Origin of the sequence: Roseomonas aerilata DSM 19363, assembly GCF_000711725.1 — a bacterium.
In the GTDB taxonomy this organism is placed as follows: domain Bacteria; phylum Pseudomonadota; class Alphaproteobacteria; order Acetobacterales; family Acetobacteraceae; genus Roseomonas; species Roseomonas aerilata.
Window position 1 is genome coordinate 106,131 of record NZ_JONP01000007.1, and the last position, 18,674, is coordinate 124,804.

General features: G+C 74.5%; 15 protein-coding genes. 7 read left to right on the plus strand and 8 right to left on the minus strand.

Annotated elements, in window-relative coordinates:
• Positions 1-139: 139 nt before the first annotated feature.
• The 3 genes from BO39_RS29810 to BO39_RS10120 are packed head-to-tail and all read left to right on the plus strand — an operon-like array spanning position 140 to position 3,209.
• Positions 140-1,897, plus strand: a complete 1,758-nt coding sequence (locus BO39_RS29810) for a hypothetical protein (protein WP_052401890.1) — start codon at positions 140-142, stop codon at positions 1,895-1,897.
• Positions 1,894-2,895 (plus strand): TAXI family TRAP transporter solute-binding subunit, encoded by a 1,002-nt coding sequence (locus BO39_RS10115; protein WP_043832629.1) that lies wholly within the window; start codon positions 1,894-1,896, stop codon positions 2,893-2,895. Before BO39_RS29810 ends, BO39_RS10115 begins: the two co-directional genes overlap by 4 nt.
• Positions 2,895-3,209 carry a hypothetical protein gene (locus BO39_RS10120; RefSeq protein ID WP_043832630.1) on the plus strand — a complete coding sequence of 105 codons (315 nt, stop codon included), beginning with the start codon at positions 2,895-2,897 and terminating at the stop codon, positions 3,207-3,209. The genes BO39_RS10115 and BO39_RS10120 overlap by 1 nt, the downstream gene beginning before the upstream one ends.
• A gap of 245 nt (positions 3,210-3,454) precedes the next feature.
• On the opposite strand, the gene BO39_RS29815 is transcribed toward BO39_RS10120, so the two are convergent.
• Genes BO39_RS29815 through BO39_RS10135 form a run of 3 tightly spaced genes read right to left on the minus strand, consistent with a single transcriptional unit; the run spans position 3,455 to position 5,599 of the window.
• Entirely contained in the window at positions 3,455-4,372 is a 918-nt protein-coding gene (locus BO39_RS29815) for a PAS domain-containing protein (protein ID WP_052401891.1), read from the minus strand.
• Positions 4,362-4,658 (minus strand): chaperone modulator CbpM, encoded by a 297-nt coding sequence (locus BO39_RS10130; protein ID WP_043832636.1) that lies wholly within the window; start codon positions 4,656-4,658, stop codon positions 4,362-4,364. Before BO39_RS10130 ends, BO39_RS29815 begins: the two co-directional genes overlap by 11 nt.
• Positions 4,655-5,599 (minus strand): DnaJ C-terminal domain-containing protein, encoded by a 945-nt coding sequence (locus BO39_RS10135; RefSeq protein ID WP_043832638.1) that lies wholly within the window; start codon positions 5,597-5,599, stop codon positions 4,655-4,657. Before BO39_RS10135 ends, BO39_RS10130 begins: the two co-directional genes overlap by 4 nt.
• Before the next feature lie 244 nt (positions 5,600-5,843).
• Here BO39_RS10135 and accD point away from each other — a divergent pair, with 244 nt between their 5' ends.
• Both accD and BO39_RS10145 read left to right on the plus strand, forming a co-directional pair.
• Entirely contained in the window at positions 5,844-6,755 is a 912-nt protein-coding gene (gene accD, locus BO39_RS10140) for an acetyl-CoA carboxylase, carboxyltransferase subunit beta (protein WP_043832639.1), read from the plus strand.
• 60 nt (positions 6,756-6,815) lie between these two features.
• Positions 6,816-8,174 (plus strand): bifunctional folylpolyglutamate synthase/dihydrofolate synthase, encoded by a 1,359-nt coding sequence (locus BO39_RS10145; RefSeq protein ID WP_084698007.1) that lies wholly within the window; start codon positions 6,816-6,818, stop codon positions 8,172-8,174.
• Positions 8,175-8,498: 324 nt separating this feature from the next.
• Here BO39_RS10145 and BO39_RS10150 read toward each other — a convergent pair whose 3' ends face one another.
• A complete protein-coding gene (locus BO39_RS10150; RefSeq protein WP_043832640.1) occupies positions 8,499-9,191 on the minus strand; it encodes an OmpA family protein in 693 nt (230 codons plus the stop codon).
• Positions 9,188-10,552: a cupin domain-containing protein gene (locus BO39_RS10155; protein WP_245615075.1), complete on the minus strand. Its 1,365-nt coding sequence runs from the start codon at positions 10,550-10,552 to the stop codon at positions 9,188-9,190. The genes BO39_RS10150 and BO39_RS10155 overlap by 4 nt, the downstream gene beginning before the upstream one ends.
• Positions 10,553-10,641: 89 nt before the next feature.
• Between BO39_RS10155 and BO39_RS10160 the strand changes: the two genes are divergently transcribed.
• Positions 10,642-15,333 (plus strand): NAD-glutamate dehydrogenase, encoded by a 4,692-nt coding sequence (locus BO39_RS10160; protein WP_052401892.1) that lies wholly within the window; start codon positions 10,642-10,644, stop codon positions 15,331-15,333.
• An 82-nt stretch (positions 15,334-15,415) separates the two neighbouring features.
• Entirely contained in the window at positions 15,416-16,660 is a 1,245-nt protein-coding gene (locus BO39_RS10165; RefSeq protein ID WP_043832642.1) for an MFS transporter, read from the plus strand.
• Positions 16,661-16,949: 289 nt separating this feature from the next.
• Here the strand turns inward: BO39_RS10165 and BO39_RS10170 are convergent, their stop codons facing one another.
• The 3 genes from BO39_RS10170 to BO39_RS32525 all read right to left on the minus strand — a co-directional run bounded on the left by BO39_RS10170 (position 16,950) and on the right by BO39_RS32525 (position 18,639).
• Positions 16,950-18,044, minus strand: coding sequence for a DUF2332 domain-containing protein (locus BO39_RS10170; protein ID WP_043832644.1), 1,095 nt, complete (start codon positions 18,042-18,044; stop codon positions 16,950-16,952).
• A gap of 37 nt (positions 18,045-18,081) precedes the next feature.
• Entirely contained in the window at positions 18,082-18,402 is a 321-nt protein-coding gene (locus BO39_RS10175; RefSeq protein WP_043832645.1) for a hypothetical protein, read from the minus strand.
• 66 nt (positions 18,403-18,468) lie between these two features.
• Entirely contained in the window at positions 18,469-18,639 is a 171-nt protein-coding gene (locus tag BO39_RS32525) for a hypothetical protein (protein ID WP_156963631.1), read from the minus strand.
• Positions 18,640-18,674 lie beyond the last annotated feature (35 nt).

Consider the following 18,674-nt stretch of genomic DNA (forward strand, 5'->3'; position numbering starts at 1 on the left):
GGCTGGCCGCGGCGGTTGTGCTTTTCTTCGGCATGTTCAGCGTTCGCCCTTCGGGCCAGGGTTGCCAGCACGTTCCGATGCCGGAGGGAAGAGGCCGGTGTCGCGCGACGGGCTCCGCCTTCGTCGTCCAGGGGCGGCCATGATCCATTCCCTTCCCCAATCCCCTGAGGATGAGGCCGAGGGCTTCCTCGACGCCTGGGGGGGCGAGGTCATCTCGCCCGCCTATCTGCCGGGGGATGCCTCCGGGCCGCCCGTGGCGGTGCGGTTCGCGCTGCTGCATCCCGCCCATGGCGTCGCGCTGATCGACCTCTCGCCGGAGGACCAGCCGGAGGCGGCGGCGCGCTTCCGGGCGGCCTACCGGGCGCGGGGCGCGGGGGCGGTGCCGCCCGTGGTGTATCTCTCCCTTTCCGAAGCGGATTGCTGGCGGCTGACCGTGCTGCTCGATGCCGCCTTCTCCGCCGGGCCCAGGCCAGGCGGGGGCGCGTGGCTGGAGCGGGCGCGCGCCCTGCTGTCGGAGCTGCCGGCCGTGCAGGCGCCCGCCGTTGTGGCGCCCGTTGTGGCACCGGTCACGGAGATGCCGGCTGCCGGGATTGCGGTGGCGGAGGAGCCGGTCGGGGGGGCGCCGGTTGGGGAGGCGCCGGTTGAGGAGGCGCTGGTTGAGGAGGCGCCGGAGAGCGGGCTGGCCGAAGTGCCGGCTCCGGTGGCGGAGAGCCGCCTGGCGGCCGACGAGATGGCCGAGATCAGCCTGACGGAAGCGCTGGCTGCACAGCCGGCCGAGATCCGGCTGGCGGAGACGCTGGCCGCGCAGCCGGCGGAGATCCGCCTGGCGGAGGTGCCGGTGGCCGAAATGGCCGGGAGCCACCCTCCGGAGGCGACGGTTGCGGAGGCGGCCGGGGCAAGGCCGGCGGAGATCCGCCTTCACGAAACGGCGGCCGCGGCGGCGACGCCGGGTCCGGCCGAGGAGGCGCGGCCCGCCGTCGCGGTGTCGCCGGTCGTCTTGGCGGCCGCGGGGTCGCGGCCTGGACTGGCGCGGCGGGCGCTGCCGCTCGCGGTGCTGCTGCTGGCGGGTGTCGGGGCCGCGGCCTGGACGGGGCATCTTCCGCTGCCGGGCGGATGGGCAACGCCGCGCGCTCCCTCGGCGCCGCCCGTGGCATCGGTTGGCCCGGATGCCGGGACGGTTGCGCCGGCGCCTGCCGTGCCTCGGGAGGTGGAGGGCCGGACGGTGACGGCGGCCGCGGCACCCGAGCCCGCGCCAGTCGAGGCCCCGGCGCCCGTGGCGGCCGCCGCGGCCCCGGCTGCCGCGACGGAGGGTGCCGAGGCCTCGCCGGGCGAGGGGGCGGGCGATCCCGTCGCTTCCGGTCAGCCGCCGGCGGTTCATGCGCCGGCGGTTCATGAGGAGGCGGAAGGGCCGTCACTGGCCTCGGCGCTGCCGGTGCCATCGGCCGGTCCGGCGCCGCCCGCGCCGGCGCCCGTGCCTGAGGAAACGCCGGTCGCCGGTCCGGTGGCGGGGCTGGCGGAGCCGCCGCTGCCCGGGCCATCGCTGCTCGGGCCGGCGGCGATGCCTTCGGCCGTTGTGGCGCCGCGCCCGCCGCCCGGGCCGGTGGCGCCGGAGATGCTGGCGGCGCTGGTGCGACGGGGGGATGCGATGATGGCGATCGGGGATGTCTCGGCGGCGCGGCTGCTCTACGAGCGGGCGGCGGCCGCCGGCAGCGGGGCGGCGGCGACGGCGATGGGCCGCAGCTACGACCCCGAGGAGCTGGCGGCGCTGCAGGTGCGGGGCCTGCGCGGCGATCCGGCCATGGCGGCGACCTGGTACCGGCGCGGGGTAGCGCTGGGCGATCCGGAGGCGCGGGGGCTGGTGCATCGCCTGGCCTCGGTCGAGGGGCGCGCGCCTTGAGCGGGGGGCGCGTAGCAGGCCCTGGGCGCCGGCTGCTGCTGGCGGGGGCGCTGGCCCTGCCGGCGCTGCGGACGGCCTCGGCCCAGGGCGCGCGCGAGGTGCCGGGCGACATGGGCGCGCGGGCGAATGCCGGGACGATCGGCGTGATCTCGGGCGGGGTGGACGGCACCTATGTCCGGATCGCGGCGGACCTCGCGGCGGTGCTCGACGACGGGGACCGGCTGCGGGTGCTGCCGATCATCGGGCGCGGCTCCGTGCAGAACCTAACCGACATCATGTTCCTGCGCGGCGTCGATGTCGGGATCGTGCAATCCGACGTGCTCGCCTTCGTGCGCAGCCGGCGGCTGGTGCCGGCTGCGGGGTCGGTGATCCAGTACATCGCGAAGCTCTATGACGAGGAGGTGCACGTCCTGGCGGGCGCCGGCATCGCGCGCGTGGAGGACCTGGCGGGCAAGCGCGTGAACGTCGATGTCGCTGGAAGCGGCACGGCGATGACGGCCTCCCTCATCCTGGAGGCGGCGGGGGTGCAGGCGGTGCTGGTGAACGACCCGCAGGACGTCGCGCTCGAACGGCTGAAGCGGGGCGAGATCGCGGCGCTGGTCTATGTGACGGGCAAGCCGGCGCGGCTCTTCTCGGGCCTGACCGCGGATTCGGGGCTGCGCTTCCTGTCGCTGCCGATGACGCCCGCGCTGATGGAGACCTACCTGCCCGCGCAGCTCCTCCGCGCGCAGTATCCGGGGCTGATCGCGGGCGACGAGGCCGTGGACACGCTGGCGGTGGGCGCCGTCATGGCCGTCTATGGCTGGACGCCGGGGACGGAGCGGCACCGCAAGGTCGCGTCTTTCGTCGATGCCTTCGCCACGAAGTTCGACCGCTTCCTCGTGCCGCCGCGGCACCCGAAATGGCGCGAGGTGAACCTCCAGGCGCAGGTGCCGGGCTGGGTGCGCTTCGACCCCGCCCAGCCCGCCCCGGCCGCGAGGCCCCGGCGGCGCTACTGATGCGGGGTGGGGTCCTGGCGGCCGCGATCCTCCTCCTGCCCCTGGCGGCGGAGGCGCGGCCGGCGCGCTGCACGACGACCGACGACGGAACCTACCCCTGCGACTTCCAGCCGACGGACCAGGCGGGCAGCTTCCGGATCAGCGCGCCGGGCAAGCCGACCTTCCTCGTGAACGTGGAGGAACCAGGGCGGGCCTCGGCCTTCGTGACCCTCGGGCCGCGCAATGTGAGCCTTCCCGGGGTCTACGTCCGGAGCGAGGCGGACCCGGCCTGCTGGGTGAGCGACGCGACGCGGGCGCGGATCTGCGTGCGATAGGGCGGGCCGGTGCTGGTGGCGCCGGGGGAGAGAAGGAATTCTCTCCCCCGGACCCCCTCTCATCTTCTTTTATCTGTTGGAGACACTGAGTCGTCGGTGCGCCTCGGGTCGATGACCCGAGGCGACGACACGTTCAGGAAGGCTTCGCGACAGCCAGATGGGGGTCCAGGGGCCTCAGGCCCTTGGCGGGGTTCGAGGCACTGCCTCGGACGTCTGGAGAGGGCAGGGCCCTCTCCAGGTCCGCATCACCCGCCGAGAGGAAGCTCGATGGTACAGAGCAGCCCCTCCGCATCCCGGTGCAGGCGGGTTTCGGCGCCGAGGGCGAAGCGGAGCACTTTCTCGATGAGGGACCAGCCGCTGGTGGCGGGGGCAGGGTGGTCGCGCCATTCGAGGTGGAGGCGGCGTTCGGGGGTTTCCTCGACCCGCCAGGTGACGGCGGGGTGGTTCGCGCCGGCGGCGAGTTCGTGCAGGGCGAGGGCGAGGGGTTCCGCGGTTCCCGGGCGGAGGGTGACAGGCGGGCCTTGCAGCGTGGCGGCGGTGAGTTCGCCGTGCAGGAGGGTTTCGAGGCTTGTGCCCTCCGGCCCGGCGGCGGCTTGGGCGCGGCCGAGGGCGGCGAGGCGGTCGGTGAAGACGCGGCCGTCCTCGGGCGCGACGAGGGTGCGGGTGGCGATGGCCCGCAGTGTTTCGAGCATGGAGGTGATGCGGGGGCGAAGCAGCTCGGCGGCGGGGCGGGGGCGCGGGTCGGTGCCCGCGTCGCGCTGGACGGAGAACCAGTGCGTCAGCTCCCCTGCGGGACCGAGGATAGGGCCGACGATCCACTCGTTGTTATAGGGCGTGCCGTTCTTGCGGTAGTTGGTCGTCGCACCGGTGAAGGCGCGCTCCGTCTCGAGCGCGCGGCGCAGGCGGTCGAGTTCGGCGCGGTCGCTGCGAGGACCCTGGAGGATGCGGGGGGATTGGCCGATCAGCTCGGCGGCGGCGTAGCCGGTGATCGCCTCGAAATGGGCATTGGCGTAGCGGATGATGGGGCCGGGTGGGTCGAGCGGGGCGTCGGTGATGAGGGCCGCGAGCCCCGCCACGTCGAGGGCGGCGCCGAGGATGGCGGCGCTGAGGGCGCCGACGCTGCCGGCGAGGTCCGGCGCGCTGGCTTCGGCCTCACCGTTCATGGGGCGCGCCCCTCGCGCGGTCGAGCGCCTCGGCCAGGCGGCGGAGCTGGCGGCGGGTGGCGTGAAGGCGGTCGAGCAGATGGAGGACGACGGGCATGGCGGCATCGTTCACCTCCAGCTCCTCCTGCAGTTCGAGGATGAGGCGGCAGCGGGCGAGGTCGATCTCCTCGAAGACGGGCTGGCCGTTCTCCTGCGCGGGGCGGACCCATCCTTCGTCGATCCAGGCGCGGAGCCGGGTTTCCTCAAGGCCGCGGATCTGGATGAGGACGGTTTCGAAGCCGATCATGCGCGCCTCCGCATCTCGGCCCGCGGGTCCTCCCCGGCGGGGGGCGACCAGTCGCGCAGGAGGGCTTCCAGCGTCTCGTCCACGGGGCCGAGGACGAGGCGGAGCGTGACGAGGAGGTCGCCCGCGGGGGTGCCGCCCGACTCTGCGACACCGCGGCCGCGCAGGCGCAGGAGGGTGCCGGCCTCTGAGCGGGGCGGGACGGTCAGCATCACCTCGCCACGCGGGGTGGGCACGGCGATGCGGGCGCCGAGCACGGCCTCCCGGAGGGTGACGGGCACCTCCATCCGCAGGTCGCGGCCGGCGCGCTGGAAGAAGGGGTGGGCGCGGACGGTGACCTCGATCAGGGCGTCGCCGTCGGGCGCGCCCTGGATGCCCGGCAGGCCGCGGCCGCGCAGGCGCAGGACCTGGCCGTCCTCGAGGCCCGGCGGGATGCGGACATCGAGGTCGCGGCCGTCGGGCAGGGTGAGGCGGCGGGTGGCGCCGTTCACGGCGTCGAGGAAGTCCACGGAGAGCTGGTAATGCGCGTCCCGGCCGCGGCGGGGGCCGCTCTCGCGGCTGCGGAACATGCCGAGGATGTCCTCGAGGTCGTCGGGGTCGAAGCTGGCGGCACCTGCGGTGCCGCCGCCCATGCCCGCGAAGGGATCGCGCGGGCGGTAGCGGGCGCCCTGTGCGCCCTCGGCGGCGTCGCGGTAGTAGCCGCGCGGCGGGACCTCCTGGCCGGTGCCGTCGATCTCGCCGCGGTCGTAGCGGGCGCGGCGCTCGGGGTCGGAGAGAAGGTCGTTGGCGGCGTTGGCGGCCTTGAACCGCTCCTCCGCGGCCTTGTCGCCGGGGTTCAGGTCGGGGTGGTTCGTCTTGGCGATCTTGCGGAAGGCCTTGCGGATGGTGTCCGTGTCGGCCGTCCGACTCACGCCCAGGATTTCGTAGGGATCGGGGGACGCCATGCGCGGAGATAACGCCGGGAACGGGGCGTTGGTCCAGGGGTTGGGAGGATAGGTTTTCAGGGGGCGGCGCTGTGGCCCGGGGGAGGCGGGGGCTCATCCGGGGCCGCAAGTGCCCGCCGGATCATGCTCTCTCCCCAACGGCCCCTTGCGCCGGACAGGCCGACGCGACTACCTCCCGCCGGCTCGTCGGCCGCGAGTGGTCCGCGGGGTTGAAGGCGGGGCCCGGGCAGGGCATGGGGCAGGGATGAACTGGATCTCCGACTGGGCGCTGCCCAAGATACAGACGCTGTTCGGGGCCAAGCGCGACGTGCCCGAGAACCTCTGGATCAAGTGCCCGCATTGCGGGGAGATGGTGTTCCACCAGGATCTCGAGCGGAGCCTGCACGTGTGCCCGAAATGCGGGCACCACATGCGGATCTCGGCGCAGCAGCGGCTGGACTACACGCTGGATCCCGGCTGGGCTCGCATTGAGCTGCCGCGGGCACCGGCGGATCCGCTGCGCTTCCGCGACCAGCGGCGCTACGGCGACCGGCTGCGGGAGGCGCAGCAGAAAACCGGTATGGACGACGCGATCGCGGTCGCGCACGGGGCGATCGAGGGGCGGCCCGCGGTGGTCGCGGCCTTCGAGTTCTCCTTCATGGGCGGCTCCATGGGCGCGGGCGTGGGCGAGGGGATCGTGACCGCCGCGCGGCTGGCCGTGCTGCAGGACGCGCCGCTGGTGGTCTTCACGGCCTCGGGCGGGGCGCGGATGCAGGAGGGGGCGGTGTCGCTCATGCAGATGCCGCGCACGGTGATCGCGACGCGCATGGTGAAGGAGGCGGGGCTGCCCTTCATCACCGTGCTCTGCGATCCCACCACGGGCGGCGTGACGGCGAGCTTCGCGATGCTGGGCGACGTGCAGATCGCCGAGCCCGGGGCGCTGATCGGCTTCGCGGGCGCGCGGGTGATCGAGCAGACGGTGCGCGAGAAGCTGCCCGAGGGCTTCCAGCGGGCGGAGTACCTGCTGGAGCACGGCATCCTCGACATGGTGGTGCCGCGGGGCGAGATGCGGGGCATGCTGTCCCGGCTGATCGGCTTCCTGCGCCCGCCGGAGCGGCTGGCCGAGGCGGAGGTGGCCGAGGCCGCGGCGCCCGCGCCCGCCCCGGCGGCGGAGTAGCGGCCGGGCTGGCGCGCGCCCGGCCGGGAACCGGCCGGGGCTTTGAACGGATGGGCGGCCATGGCCGATAAGGGCAGTGTTCCCGCGACCCCCTGGGGGGCGCCGGCGGGGTTGCGGGTGGTGCCCGGGGCGGATGTCCCCGCCGGGCGGTCCGAGCTGATCATCGACCGGCTGCACGGGCTGCACCCGAAGCTGATCGACCTCAGCCTCGGTCGTTTGCAGCGCTGCCTGGACGCGCTGGGCAATCCGGAGCGGCGGCTGCCGCCCGTGGTGCACGTGGCCGGGACGAACGGGAAGGGCAGCACCTGCGCCTTCCTGCGCGCGGTCGCGGAGGCGGCGGGGCGGCGGGTGCACGCCTATACCTCCCCGCATCTCGTGCGCTTCCACGAGCGGATCCGCCTCGCCGGGCGGCTGGTGGAGGAGGAGGTGCTGGCCGCCGCGCTGGAGGAGGTGGAGGCCGCCAATGCGGGGCTGCCGATCACCGTCTTCGAGATCACGACGGCCGTTGCCTTCCTGCTGTTCAGCCGGGTGCCGGCGGACCTGCTGGTTCTGGAGGTAGGGCTGGGCGGGCGCTTCGACGCGACGAACGTGGTGGAGCGGCCGGCGGCCTGCGCGATCGCCTCGATCTCGATGGACCACACGGATTTCCTGGGCGACACGCTGGCGGCGATCGCGGGGGAGAAGGCGGGGATCATCAAGCCCGGCGTGCCCGTGGCGACGGGGGTGCAGGCGCCGGAGGCGATGGCGGTGCTGGAGGCGGAGGCGGCCCGGCTGGGGGCGCCTCTGCTGGCGCGGGGCGCGGCCTGGGATACCGCGTGGCGGGCGGATGGCGGGCTCGACTGGAGGGATGCGGGCGGGGTGCTCGCCCTGCCGCCGCCGGGGCTGCCCGGGCCGCATCAGGCGGATAACGCGGGGATCGCGGTGGCGGCGCTGCGGGCCTGGGGACCTGATTGGCTGACGGAGGCGGCGATTGCCGCAGGGGTAGCGGGCGCGACCTGGCCCGCACGGTTGCAGCGGCTTCATGGGCGGTTGGCGGCGGCGCTGCCGGCGGGCTGGGAGCTCTGGCTGGACGGCGGGCACAATCCCGGGGCGGGCCAGGCCCTGGCGGGGCAGCTCGCGGCCTGGGGAGACCGGCCGCTGCACCTGGTGGTGGGGATGAAGCGGTCGAAGGCGGTCGCGGATTTCCTGGCACCGTTGCTGCCCCGCGCGGCTTCGGTCTGGGCGGTGGCGGAGCCGGGGCAGCACCTGGCGGTAGCGCCGGAGGAGATCGTGGCGGCCTCGGGCGGGGTGGCGCGGGTGGGGCCGCGCGTGGCGGATGCCTTGGCGGCGATGCGGGGAGGGCCGGGGCGGGTGCTGGTCTGCGGCAGCCTCTATCTCGCGGGAGAGGTGCTGAAGGAGGACGGAACGCTGCCGGACTAGGAGCCGGCCGAGGCCCTGACACGTTCACTGCGTGCCGGGTCCTGCCACGGTGTATCGCGGGTGTGAGCAGGAGCAGCGCAGTGTCGCGCTTGATGGCCCCGGAGAGGGCGCTGCCCTCTCCGGACCTCACCCGCCAAGGGCCTGAGGCCCTTGGATCCCCATTGGGCTATCGCGGAACCCTCCTGAACGTGCCGTCGCCTCGGGTCAGTGACCCGAGGCGCACCGACCGCCGAGCATTCCCAACCTGAAAAAGAAGATGATGGTGAGGGGTCCGGGGAGAGGAAGAATTCCTTCTTCCTCTCCCCGGAGTCGTCAGCGCCAGCCCTAGTCCGGCTTCGCCCCGGCTGGCTCGGCCGGTGGTGGCGGGGTGGTTTCGCGTGCCGGCGGCTGGGCGGGCGGGGCGGGGAGTGGTGGGGTTGCCTCGCGCGATGGCGGTGGCTCGGCTGGCGGGGCCGGAGGCGGCGGGGTGACCTCGCGCGGTGGTGGCTCAGGCGGTGGCGCCGGGGGTGGCGGCGTAGTTTCGCGCGTTGGGGGTGGGGTGGCCGGGCGCGGCAGGGGTTCGGGGCGGACGGCGACCGCCGGCATCACGACGATGGAGACGCTGCGGGCAACGGTGTTGGCGGTGGTGCGGCTGAAGCCGGCCACGCGCGCCTCGGAACGGAGGCGGGCTTCGGGCAGGCCGGCGGCGCGGAGGGCGTCCTTCACCGCGCGGGCGCGGGTGGCGGCGAGCTGGACGCTCGTTTGCTGGCCGCCCTCGCGGTGAGCGTGGCCGAGGATACAGGCGTTGCGGTCCGGCTCGGCCTTGAGAAGGGCGATGGCGGCGTTGAGGTTGGTGCGGGCGGCCTCGGTCAGGCGGTCGCGGCCGGCGGGGAAGGGGATGTCAAAGACGTCGTCCTCCAGGGCCTCGGCGCCGACGCAGGCGAAGCCGGGCTGGTGGGCGGGCTGGGCCTGGGCGGCGCCGGGAAAGATGGGCTTGGCGAAGGTGAGGAGGAGGGCGACGGCGAGGAGGGGACTCATGCGGCGGCGAGTGCTCCGGCGTCGGTCAGGCGGGTGAGGAGGGCTTCGGCGTCCACGGCGGGGTGGGCGGCGCGGAGGCTGGCCGCGTCCACCTCGCGCCGGGCGAGGAGCCAATTGGCGGCCTCGGCTTCCGGCGGGGTGAGGGGGAGGGTGGCGGCGGGGGTTTTCAGCACCCAGTCGGCGCCACGGCGGACGGGCTTCGCGCCGGGGGCGAGGACGCGGAAGCCGGGGGTGCCGTCGGCGGGGGCGGCTTCCTCGGCAGGTGCGGGTTCGAGGCCGCGGGCGGCGAGGAGGTTGACGCCGCCGCGGTGGTAGCGGGCCTCGGCCACGTGGCGGGCGAGGACCTGGAGGACCTGCGGGTCGCGCGCGAGTTCGGCCAGGCGCTGGCCGAGCTGGGCGGCGCGGGTGGTGAGGGCGAATTGCGCGGCGGGCGTGCCGTCCTGGCGGGGCAGGGGCTGGCGGAAGGGCGGGTCCTGGATCGCGCGCTCGACGAGGAGGTTGGCGAGGTCGAGGCCGATGGGGGCGTGGACGCCGTAGGCCACGTGGACGGAGGCGGGGCCTTCGGCGAGCGCGTCGTGGTACCAGCCGCGGGGGAGGTAGAGGAGGTCCCCGGCCTTGAGCAGCACCTTCTCCCGCAGGATGCCCTTGGCGCGGTCGTGGTGGGCCTGGCCGAGGCTGCGGAAGGCGGGGTGGGGGATCGGGTGCTCGGCGCGGCCGGACCAAATGTTCCAGGTCTTCTCGCCCTCGACCTGCACGGCCCAGACGTCGTGGGTGTCGAAATGGGTGGGGAAGGCCTTATGCGCCTGGAAGGAGACGTAGACGTTCGCCTGGGCGCGGCCGAGGCCGGCATCCTCGAGCGCTTCCGAGACGGAGGCCAGGCCAGGGGTGAGGCTGTCCACGTCGTTCAGCACGAAGGAGGCGCCCTTGGCGGCCCATTCGCGGAGCTTGCGGGCGTCGGGCTGCATGGCCGGCACGTTGTCGCGGCTGGTGGCGCGGAGGCAGTAGGCCTCGGGCGGGACGGGCTGGCCGTCCATTTGCAGCTTGAGGGACTGGCTGGTCCAGATATGCGTCTGGTTCAGCAGCCGGTCGATAACGGACCAGGAGAGGACGTTTGCGAACTTCGCCGCCCCGCCGCGGATGTGGAGCGGCTGGCGGTCGTGGAACTCCGCGAAGAACCGGGCGGGTTCGATGGGCGCGAGGAGGTCTGCAAGCGTCAGGGCCATGGCGCGCGCAGGGTAGGCGGAACGCGGCGGGGCGGCCAGGGGCGAGGGGGCGGGCCGCGGAACGAAGCGGCCTTCCGTGGCGCGGGCGCACTGCTCCCAGCGGGCGCGCTTGCACCTCGCGAGCGGGCGCGCTTGCACCTCGCGGCCGGCTCGCTTGTGCCTTGCAACGGTGGCTTGCGCCGCGCGGCCGGGCGGCCGACCTTCTGGCCGCCAGGAGGAGAGAGCGCATGCCCGACGACCTGAGACCGGCAAGCCAGCCCGGACCGTCCGGCGGGAGCCCGGGCCCAGAGCGGGAGGAGGGAATGCGCGCGGCCCTTCTGGCGGAGGCGGTGGCGGCGCTCGGGCGGATGGCGCCGGGACTGCCGCCGGCGGCCGCCGAGCTGCTACGCGGCCTTGGCGCGGCGATTCCGCTGGAGGAACTGGCGGGCCTCGCGCCCGAGGATCTGGCGGCCGAGGCGGCCTCGCTGTTCGCCGTGATCGACGGGCGGCGACCGGGGGCGGCGGCGCTGCGGCTGACGCCCCCGCGGGCCGACGGGCGGGGCGGCGCCGTCGCGGAGATCGCGAGCGAGGACATGCCCTTCCTGGTGGAGAGCGCGCTGGCCGCGCTCACGCGCGGGGGGCGGGGGGTGCGGCGGCTGCTGCATCCGGTTCTCTCGGTGCGGCGGGACCCGGCGGGGCGGGTGCGGGCGATCGGGCCGGCCGAGCCGGGCGGGCCAAACGAGAGCGTCATGCGGATCGAGATCGCGCCCGCCGGCCCCGGCCGGGCGGCGCCGGCGGACTGGCCGGCGGTGGAGGCGCTGCTGCGCCAGGCGCTGGACGAGGTGCGGCTGGCGGTCGGCGATTTCGCGCCGGTACTCGAGCGGCTGGTGACGGCGGAGCTGGAGGTCTCGGCCGCGCCCGACGGCGCCGAGGCGGCCGCCTTCCTGCGCTGGCTGGCCGAGGACAACTTTGTCTTCCTCGGGCACCGGGTGCTGCGGATGCCGCCCGGCGGGCCGGTGACGGTGGAGGACGGGCTCGGACTGCTCCGGGACGAATCGGTGCCGCTGTTCGACGCGCTGCGCGACCTTTCCGCCGTGACCGGGCCCGTGCGGGCGGCGCTCACGCAGCCCGTGGCCCTGGCGGTGGCCAAGGCGAACCTGCGGCTGCTGGTGCACCGGCCGAGCCACGCGGACGTGGTGGCCACGCGCATCTTCGGCGCGGACGGCGCGGTGGTGGGGCTGCGGCTGTTCATGGGGCTCTTCGCGGCGACGGCCTATAATCGCAACCCGCGCTCCATCCCCTGGCTGGCGCCGAAGGTGCGGCGGGTGCTGGCGGCCTCGGGCGCGGCGCCGGACAGCCACGACGCGCGGGCCTTCCAGTCCATCCTCGACACCTGGCCGCGGGACGAGCTGTTCCAGGCGGAGGAGGGGGAGATCCTGGAGGGCGCGCGGCGGGCGCTGGACCTTGCGATCCGGCCGCGCCCGGCGCTGGTGCTGCGGCGCGACCCTTTCGAGCGCTTCGTCTCGGCCATCGTGTGGTTCCCGCGGGAGGTCTTCGACACGCGCACGCGAGAGCGGGTGGGGCGGCTTCTGGCCGCGGCCTTCGGCGGGCGGCTCTCGGCCTTCTATATCGCGATCGGCGACACGCCGCTGGCGCGGGTTCACTACGTGATCGGCACCGATCCCGGCACGGTCCTTTCGCCCGATCCGGCGGTGCTGGAGCGGGCGGTGGCGCAGGCCGCGCGGCGCTTCCCGGAGGCGCTGGGCGAGGCGCTGGCGGAGGCGGCCGGGGAGGCCGAGGGGGCACGTCTGGCGGCGCGCTGGGCGGAGGCCTTCCCGCCCTCCTACGCGGAGGAGATGACGGCGGCGCAGGCGGTGGCGGACCTGCGGCTGGCCGAGGCGGCGCTGGTGGCCGGGCGGCCGGTGGCGAGTGTTTCGCGCATTCCCGGCGAGGGGCCGCGGCGGCTGGCGCTGCGGCTGGCCGCGCCGGGCGGGCCGCTGCCACTGGCCGACGCGCTGCCGCTGTTCGAGAGCCTCGACCTGCGGGCGATCGAGGAGCAGCCCTGGCGGCTATGCCCGGCGGGCGCGGGGCCGGTGGTGCTGCACCTCTTCGCGCTGGAGGCGGGGACGGAGGCGGCCGAGGATCGCTTCGACGAGCTGCTGGACGCGCTCTCCGCGCTGCTGGAGGGGCGGGCCGAGGTCGATGGCTTCAACCGCCTGGCTCTGCGGGCGGGGATCACCTGGCGGGAGGCCTGGCTGCTGCGGGCGGTGTTCCGCTGGTGCAAGCAGGTGGGCTTCGCCTTCCCGCAGCCGGCGGTGGAGGGGGCGCTGGCGGCGGTGCCGGAGGCGGCGCGGATCCTCGTCGCGCTGTTCAGGGCGCGCTTCGATCCGGACGCGGCGGACCGCGCGGCGGACGAGGCGAAGGCCGCCGCGGAATGGACGGCGCTGATGGAGGGGATCGCGGACCCGGACACGGACCGCATTCTCTCGCGGCTGCGGACCGCGCTCGATGCGGTGGTGCGGACGAACTACTTCCAGGAGAAGTCCTATCTCTCGCTGAAGATCGAGAGCGCGCGTGCCGGCGAGATGCCGGACCCGCGGCCCTGGCGGGAGATCTTCGTCTCGGCGACGCATATGGAGGGCTGCCATTTGCGCGCCGGGCCCGTCGCGCGCGGCGGCATCCGCTGGTCCGACCGGCGCGAGGATTTCCGGACGGAGATCCTCGGGCTGATGAAGGCGCAGCGGCTGAAGAACGTCATCATCGTGCCGACGGGCGCGAAGGGCGGCTTCATCCTCAAGGGGAACGTGCCGCCGGCCTCGGACCGCGAGGCTTTCATGGCGGCGGGGATCGCGGCCTACAGGACGCTGATCCGCGCGATGCTGGACGTGACGGACAACTACGGGGCCGACGGAAGCGTGGTGCCGCCCGATCGCGTGGTGCGGCGGGACGGGGACGATCCCTACATCGTCGCGGCCGCGGACAAGGGGACGGCGACCTTCTCCGACATCGCGAACGGGTTGTCGGCGGAATACGGCTTCTGGCTGGGGGATGCCTTCGCCTCCGGCGGGTCGGCGGGATACGACCACAAGGAAATGGGGATCACCGCCAAGGGTGCCTGGGTGATGATCGCGCGGCATTTCGCGGAGATGGGGCGCGACATTCAGGCCGAGCCCTTCACCTGCGCGGGCGTGGGCGACATGTCCGGCGACGTCTTCGGCAACGGGCTGCTGATCTCGCGCCAGACGCGGCTGGTCGCGGCCTTCGACCACCGGCACATCTTCATCGACCCCGATCCGGATCCCGAGAGCTCCTTCGAGGAGCGGGCGCGGCTCTTCGCGCTGCCGCGTTCCTCCTGGGCGGATTACGACGTGCGGCTGGTGAGCGAGGGCGGGGGCGTGTTCCCGCGCAATGCGCGCTTCATCCCGCTTTCGCCGCAGGCGCGGGCGCTGCTGGGCATCGAGGAGGAGCGGCCGGAGCCCGCCGCCGTGATGCGCGCGATCCTGAGGGCGGAGGTGGATCTTCTCTACTTCGGGGGGATCGGGACCTATGTGAAGGCGGCGACGGAAAGCCAGGCGGAAGCCGGGGACCGCGCGAACGATGCGCTGCGCATCGATGGCGGGGAGATCCGCGCGCGCGTGGTGGGCGAGGGCGCGAACCTTGCCGTGACGCAGGCAGGAAGGATCGAGGCCGCGCGCAACGGCGTCGCGATCGACACGGACGCGCTGGACAACTCCGCGGGCGTCAGCACCTCCGACCACGAGGTGAACATCAAGATCCTGCTCGCGGAAGCCGAGCGCGGCGGGGCGCTGACGCGGCGGCAGCGGGACGACCTGCTGGAATCGATGACCGACGAGGTGGCCGCGCTGGTGCTGGCGGACAATGCCGCGCAGTTCGGCGCGCTTTCCCTGGAGCAGGCGGCGGGGGCGGAGGCGCTGCCGGCCCAGGCGGCGCTGATGGTGCGGCTGGAAGGGGCGGGGCTGCTGGATCGCGCCGTTCTCGGCCTGCCCTCGGCCGCGCGGATGGCGGAGCGGATCGGGGCGGGGGACGCGCTGACGCGGCCGGAGATCGCGGCGCTGCTGCCCGTCGCGAAGCTGTGGCTGACGGATGCGGTGGAGGAGGGCGCGCTGGCGGACGACCCGGCCTTCCTGCCATTGCTGCGCGGCTACTTCCCGCATCCCCTACAGGAGCGCTTTCCGGCGCCGATCGAGGGGCACCGGCTGCGGCGGAACCTTGTCGCGACGATGCTGGCGAATGCGGCGGCCAACCGGCTGGGGCCGGCAGGGGTGTCGCGGCTGGCGGCGGAGGCGGACGGGGCCGCGGTGGCGCGGGCGGCCTGGTTGGCGGACCGGCTCTTCGGGATCGGGGCGGCGGAGGACTCGCTCGATGCCGCGCCGGTGCCGCCCGAGACGCGGCGCGCGGCGCTGCTCGTGCTTCGCCGGCTGCACGAGGATGCGGCGCGGGCGCTTCTGGGCGACACGGCGCCGCTGGCCGAGGTGGAGGCGCTGCTGCGGCCGGGGGTGGAGGCGCTGATCGCCGCCGTGCCGGTGCCGCGCGATTCGCCCCTTCCGGAGGGAGCGGCGCGGCTGGTGGCGGGGGCGGGTCCGCTCTCGGCCGCGATCGGAATCGTGCGGCTGGCGGCGGGGGCCGGGGTGGACCCCGGGCGGGCGGCGGCGACCTGGGATGCGGCGGGGCGCGACTTCGGGTTGGAGGCGCTGCGCTCCGCGGCGCTGGCCGCCCCGGCGCCGGGGGCCTTCGGTCCGCGCGCGCGGGCGGCGCTGCTGGAGGACCTGGGCGCGTTCCAGGCACGGCTGGCGCGCGCGGCGCTGGCCGGACAGCCGGTGGCGCCGCCGGCGGAGGCGGTGCGGCTGGCGCGGGAGGCGGCGGGGCTGGGCGAGCTGTCGGCTGTCTCGGTCGCGCTGCGCGCGCTGGAACGGGCGTGAGCCCGCCGCGAGGGCTGCGCCGCCGCGGCAGGGAGGATGATGCGGGAGCCGGCTGGGGTGCCGCCTTCCCGGTCTCCTGCCGATGACGCGCCGGGAACTCGCCTGGTCGCTCTACGACTGGGCGAACAGCGCCTTTCCCACGGTGGTCACCACCTTCGTGATCGCGACCTGGTTCGCCCAGGCGGTCGCGCCCGATCCGGTTTCCGGGCAGGCGATGTGGGGGTGGATGCAGACGGTGGCGGGGCTGGGCATCGCCTTCCTCTCGCCGGTGCTGGGCGCGGTGGCAGACGCCGGGGGGCGGCGGCGGCTGATGCTGGCGCTCTGCACCGCCGCGACCGCCGTTTTCACCGGGGCGATCTGGTTCGCGCGGCCGGAGGCGGAATGGGCCTTCTACGCGCTGGCCTGCGTGGGGCTGGCGACGGTGGCCTTCGAGGTGGGCACGGTTTTCTACAACGCGATGCTGCCGGACGTGACGGTGCCCGCGCGCATCGGGCGGGTTTCCGGCCTGGCCTGGGGGCTGGGCTATGCGGGGGGGCTGTGCTGCCTCGTGCTGTGCCTGTTCGGGCTGATCCGGCCCGATCCGGCGCCCTTCGGGCTGGACAAGGCCTCGGGCGAGACGATCCGGGCGACGGCTGTCTTCGTGGCGGGCTGGCTGCTGCTGTTCGGCTGGCCGGTCATCGCCGCGACGCGGGACCCGCCTGGCACCCGGCCCGGCTGGGCCGCCGCCGCGCGGGCAGGGCTGCGGGAGCTGCGCGAGGTGCTGCGCGGACTGCCGGCGCGGCCGGACATGCTGCGCTTCCTCATCGCCCGCCTGTTCTACACGGACGGGCTGAACACCCTTTTTGCCTTCGGGGCGATCTTCGCCGCCGGCGTGCACGGAATGGCGTTCCAAGAGGTGCTCGTCTTCGGGATCGCGATGAATGTCTCGGCCGGGATCGGCGCGGCGCTGGGCGGGCTGGTGGAGGACCGCGTGGGGTCGAAGCGGATGGTGCTGCTCTCGCTCGCGGCCCTCGTGGTGATCGGCCTCGCGCTCGTGCTCGTGGAGAGCGCCTCGGCCTTCTGGGGGTTGGCGCTGGTGCTGGGGCTGTTCTTCGGGCCGGCCCAGGCGGCGTCGCGCACGCTGATGGCGCGTCTGGCGCCGGCGGAGGAGATGGCGGCGCATTTTGGGCTCTTCGCGCTGTCCGGGCGGATCACGGGGTTCCTGGGGCCGGCGGTGCTGGCGGCGGTGACGCAGGCGAGCGGGAGCCAGCGGCTGGGCATGGCAACGACGGCCGGGTTCATGGCGGTGGGGGCTGTGCTGCTGCTGGGGGTGCGGGAGCGGCGGTAGGGCGCAGGCTAGCTCGGTGCTGGTGACTCTGGAGAGGGCGCTGCCCTCTCCAGGCCTCACCCGCCAAGGGCCTGAGGCCCTTGGATCCCCGTCTGGCTGACGCGGACGCGGTGATCGGGGGCCGGCGCTTCTTGCGATGCCCTTCCTGAGCGTGTCATCGCCTCGGGTCTACGACCCGAGGCGCACCGGCCGCTGAGTGACTCCAGCCTGAAGAAAAAGATGATGGTGAGGGGTCCGGGGAGAGGAAGAATTCCTTCTTCCTCTCCCCGGGGTCATCAGCGTCGGCAGGTCAGGACAAAGGCTCCGCCCTATCAGCGGAACCCAGCCATTCCAGTGCCTCAGCGTGGGTGTCGCCGAGGGCGAGGACGCGTTCCTTCCCGCCGGGCCAGAGGGTGAGGCGCAGGCTGCCGCGCTCGCCGAAAGCGGGGTCGGCCTCGAAGCGCAGCCATGCGAAGGGCGAGCGTTCCGTCGCGCCCGCGCCGACGCGTGCTGCATGAGCCGCGAGGCGGGCCACGGTTTCCGCGGGCGCGTATTGGAGGGCGACGGCGTGCACGAGGACGCGCGCCACTCCTTCCTCGCCCCCTTGCGGGTCGAGCGTTTCCTCGGCCCATGCCGCGGCGTCGGCGCGCTCGATCCTCGGTGCTTCGGCGGCGGCGAGGTCGATCGCGGCCTCGACGCGGGCGAGCCGGTCGGCCTGGTCGGGCCAGACATAGGCTAGGAGGCGCTCGCGGTCCGCTTCCGCCGTGACGTCCAGCGGGTCCAGGTCGCAGCCCTGCCGGCGGAGGATGCGGGGCGCGGGGATGGCAGGGGGCGGGCCGCCTTGCCAAGCCGGGCGGATGGTGACGGGGGAGCCCGGGCGGCCGGCAGTGACGCCGCCGAGGTGGTGCTCGTAGCGGTCCAGCACGAGGACGAGGCCGGCGCTGGCTCCGGCTTCGTGCAGGGCGAGGGGCAGGCCGCCCGTCTCGGCGGCGATGACGAGGAGGCCGGCCATCAGCGGGGCCGAGCGCATCGGCTCGTTCGTCTGCGGCGGGTGGTCGAGCCAGGGGAGCAGGTCGCTCTCGGCATCGCTCAGGGCCTCGGAGAGGGCTCTTTCGAGCGGAGCGGCCCCGGGGAGCGGGTGGGGCGGGTAGAGCGCGGCGAGGTGCGGGAGGCGGCCGCGACGGACGAGGGCGTGCAGCCCGGCGGCGAGGCGGAGCGGCACCGAATCGCCGCGCGCATCGGGCCGCCCGGACCAGCCGAGGACCCGGCGCCCGACCTCGGTGGAGCTGTCGAGCAGGCGGCCGAGGGTCTCGCAGAGGGTGGCGGTGAAGGGGGATCCGCGTTCGGTGCAGGCGCGGGCCTGGGCGGCGAAGGCCTCGCGAACGGCGGCTTCGGTGCTGGTCATGGGCCTGCTCCGGCCCCGCCTGCGGGAGGGAGGCGCTTCAGGAGGGGGATCCCTCGTCCACGCGCAGAATCTCGACAATAGGAGGCGAGAGCAGGATGTCGCTGAAGGCCCGCATCCAGTCCTCGCCCTCCGCGCGGGAGGTCTGGGCGCCCCGGTGGCGCAGCCCTTCCAACTGGTCGAGGCTGGTCAACTCCGCCTCGAACTGGAGACCGGGGCCGCCCTGGCCGCGGGTGAGGGGCACCAGCAGGCGCGCCTTGAGGCCGGCGGCACGGGTGGCCTCCACCTCGCGGCGGATGAAGTCCATCGCCTGCTGCCGGTTGGCGGGCAGCACGTCGTAGGAAAACCGGGCGATGAACATCGCGTGCCTCCTGGGCTGGGTCGCTTCGGGCCGGGGCGGCCGAGGGGTTAGATGCGGCGGGAAGGGTCAGCGGCCGCCTGGCCCGACGCCCGGCCCGCCTGGACGGGCGCCGTTCTGGCGGCGGGCGGCCATCTGGCGGCGGATGCTCTCGGCGAGGGCGCGCATTCGCTCAAGCACCTTTCGGCCGCTTCCATCGGCAGGCGGGCGGCCCTTGCCGGCGCTGTCGGGCTTTGCCACGGCATCCCTCCGCGTGTTCCGATCGAGAGAACGCT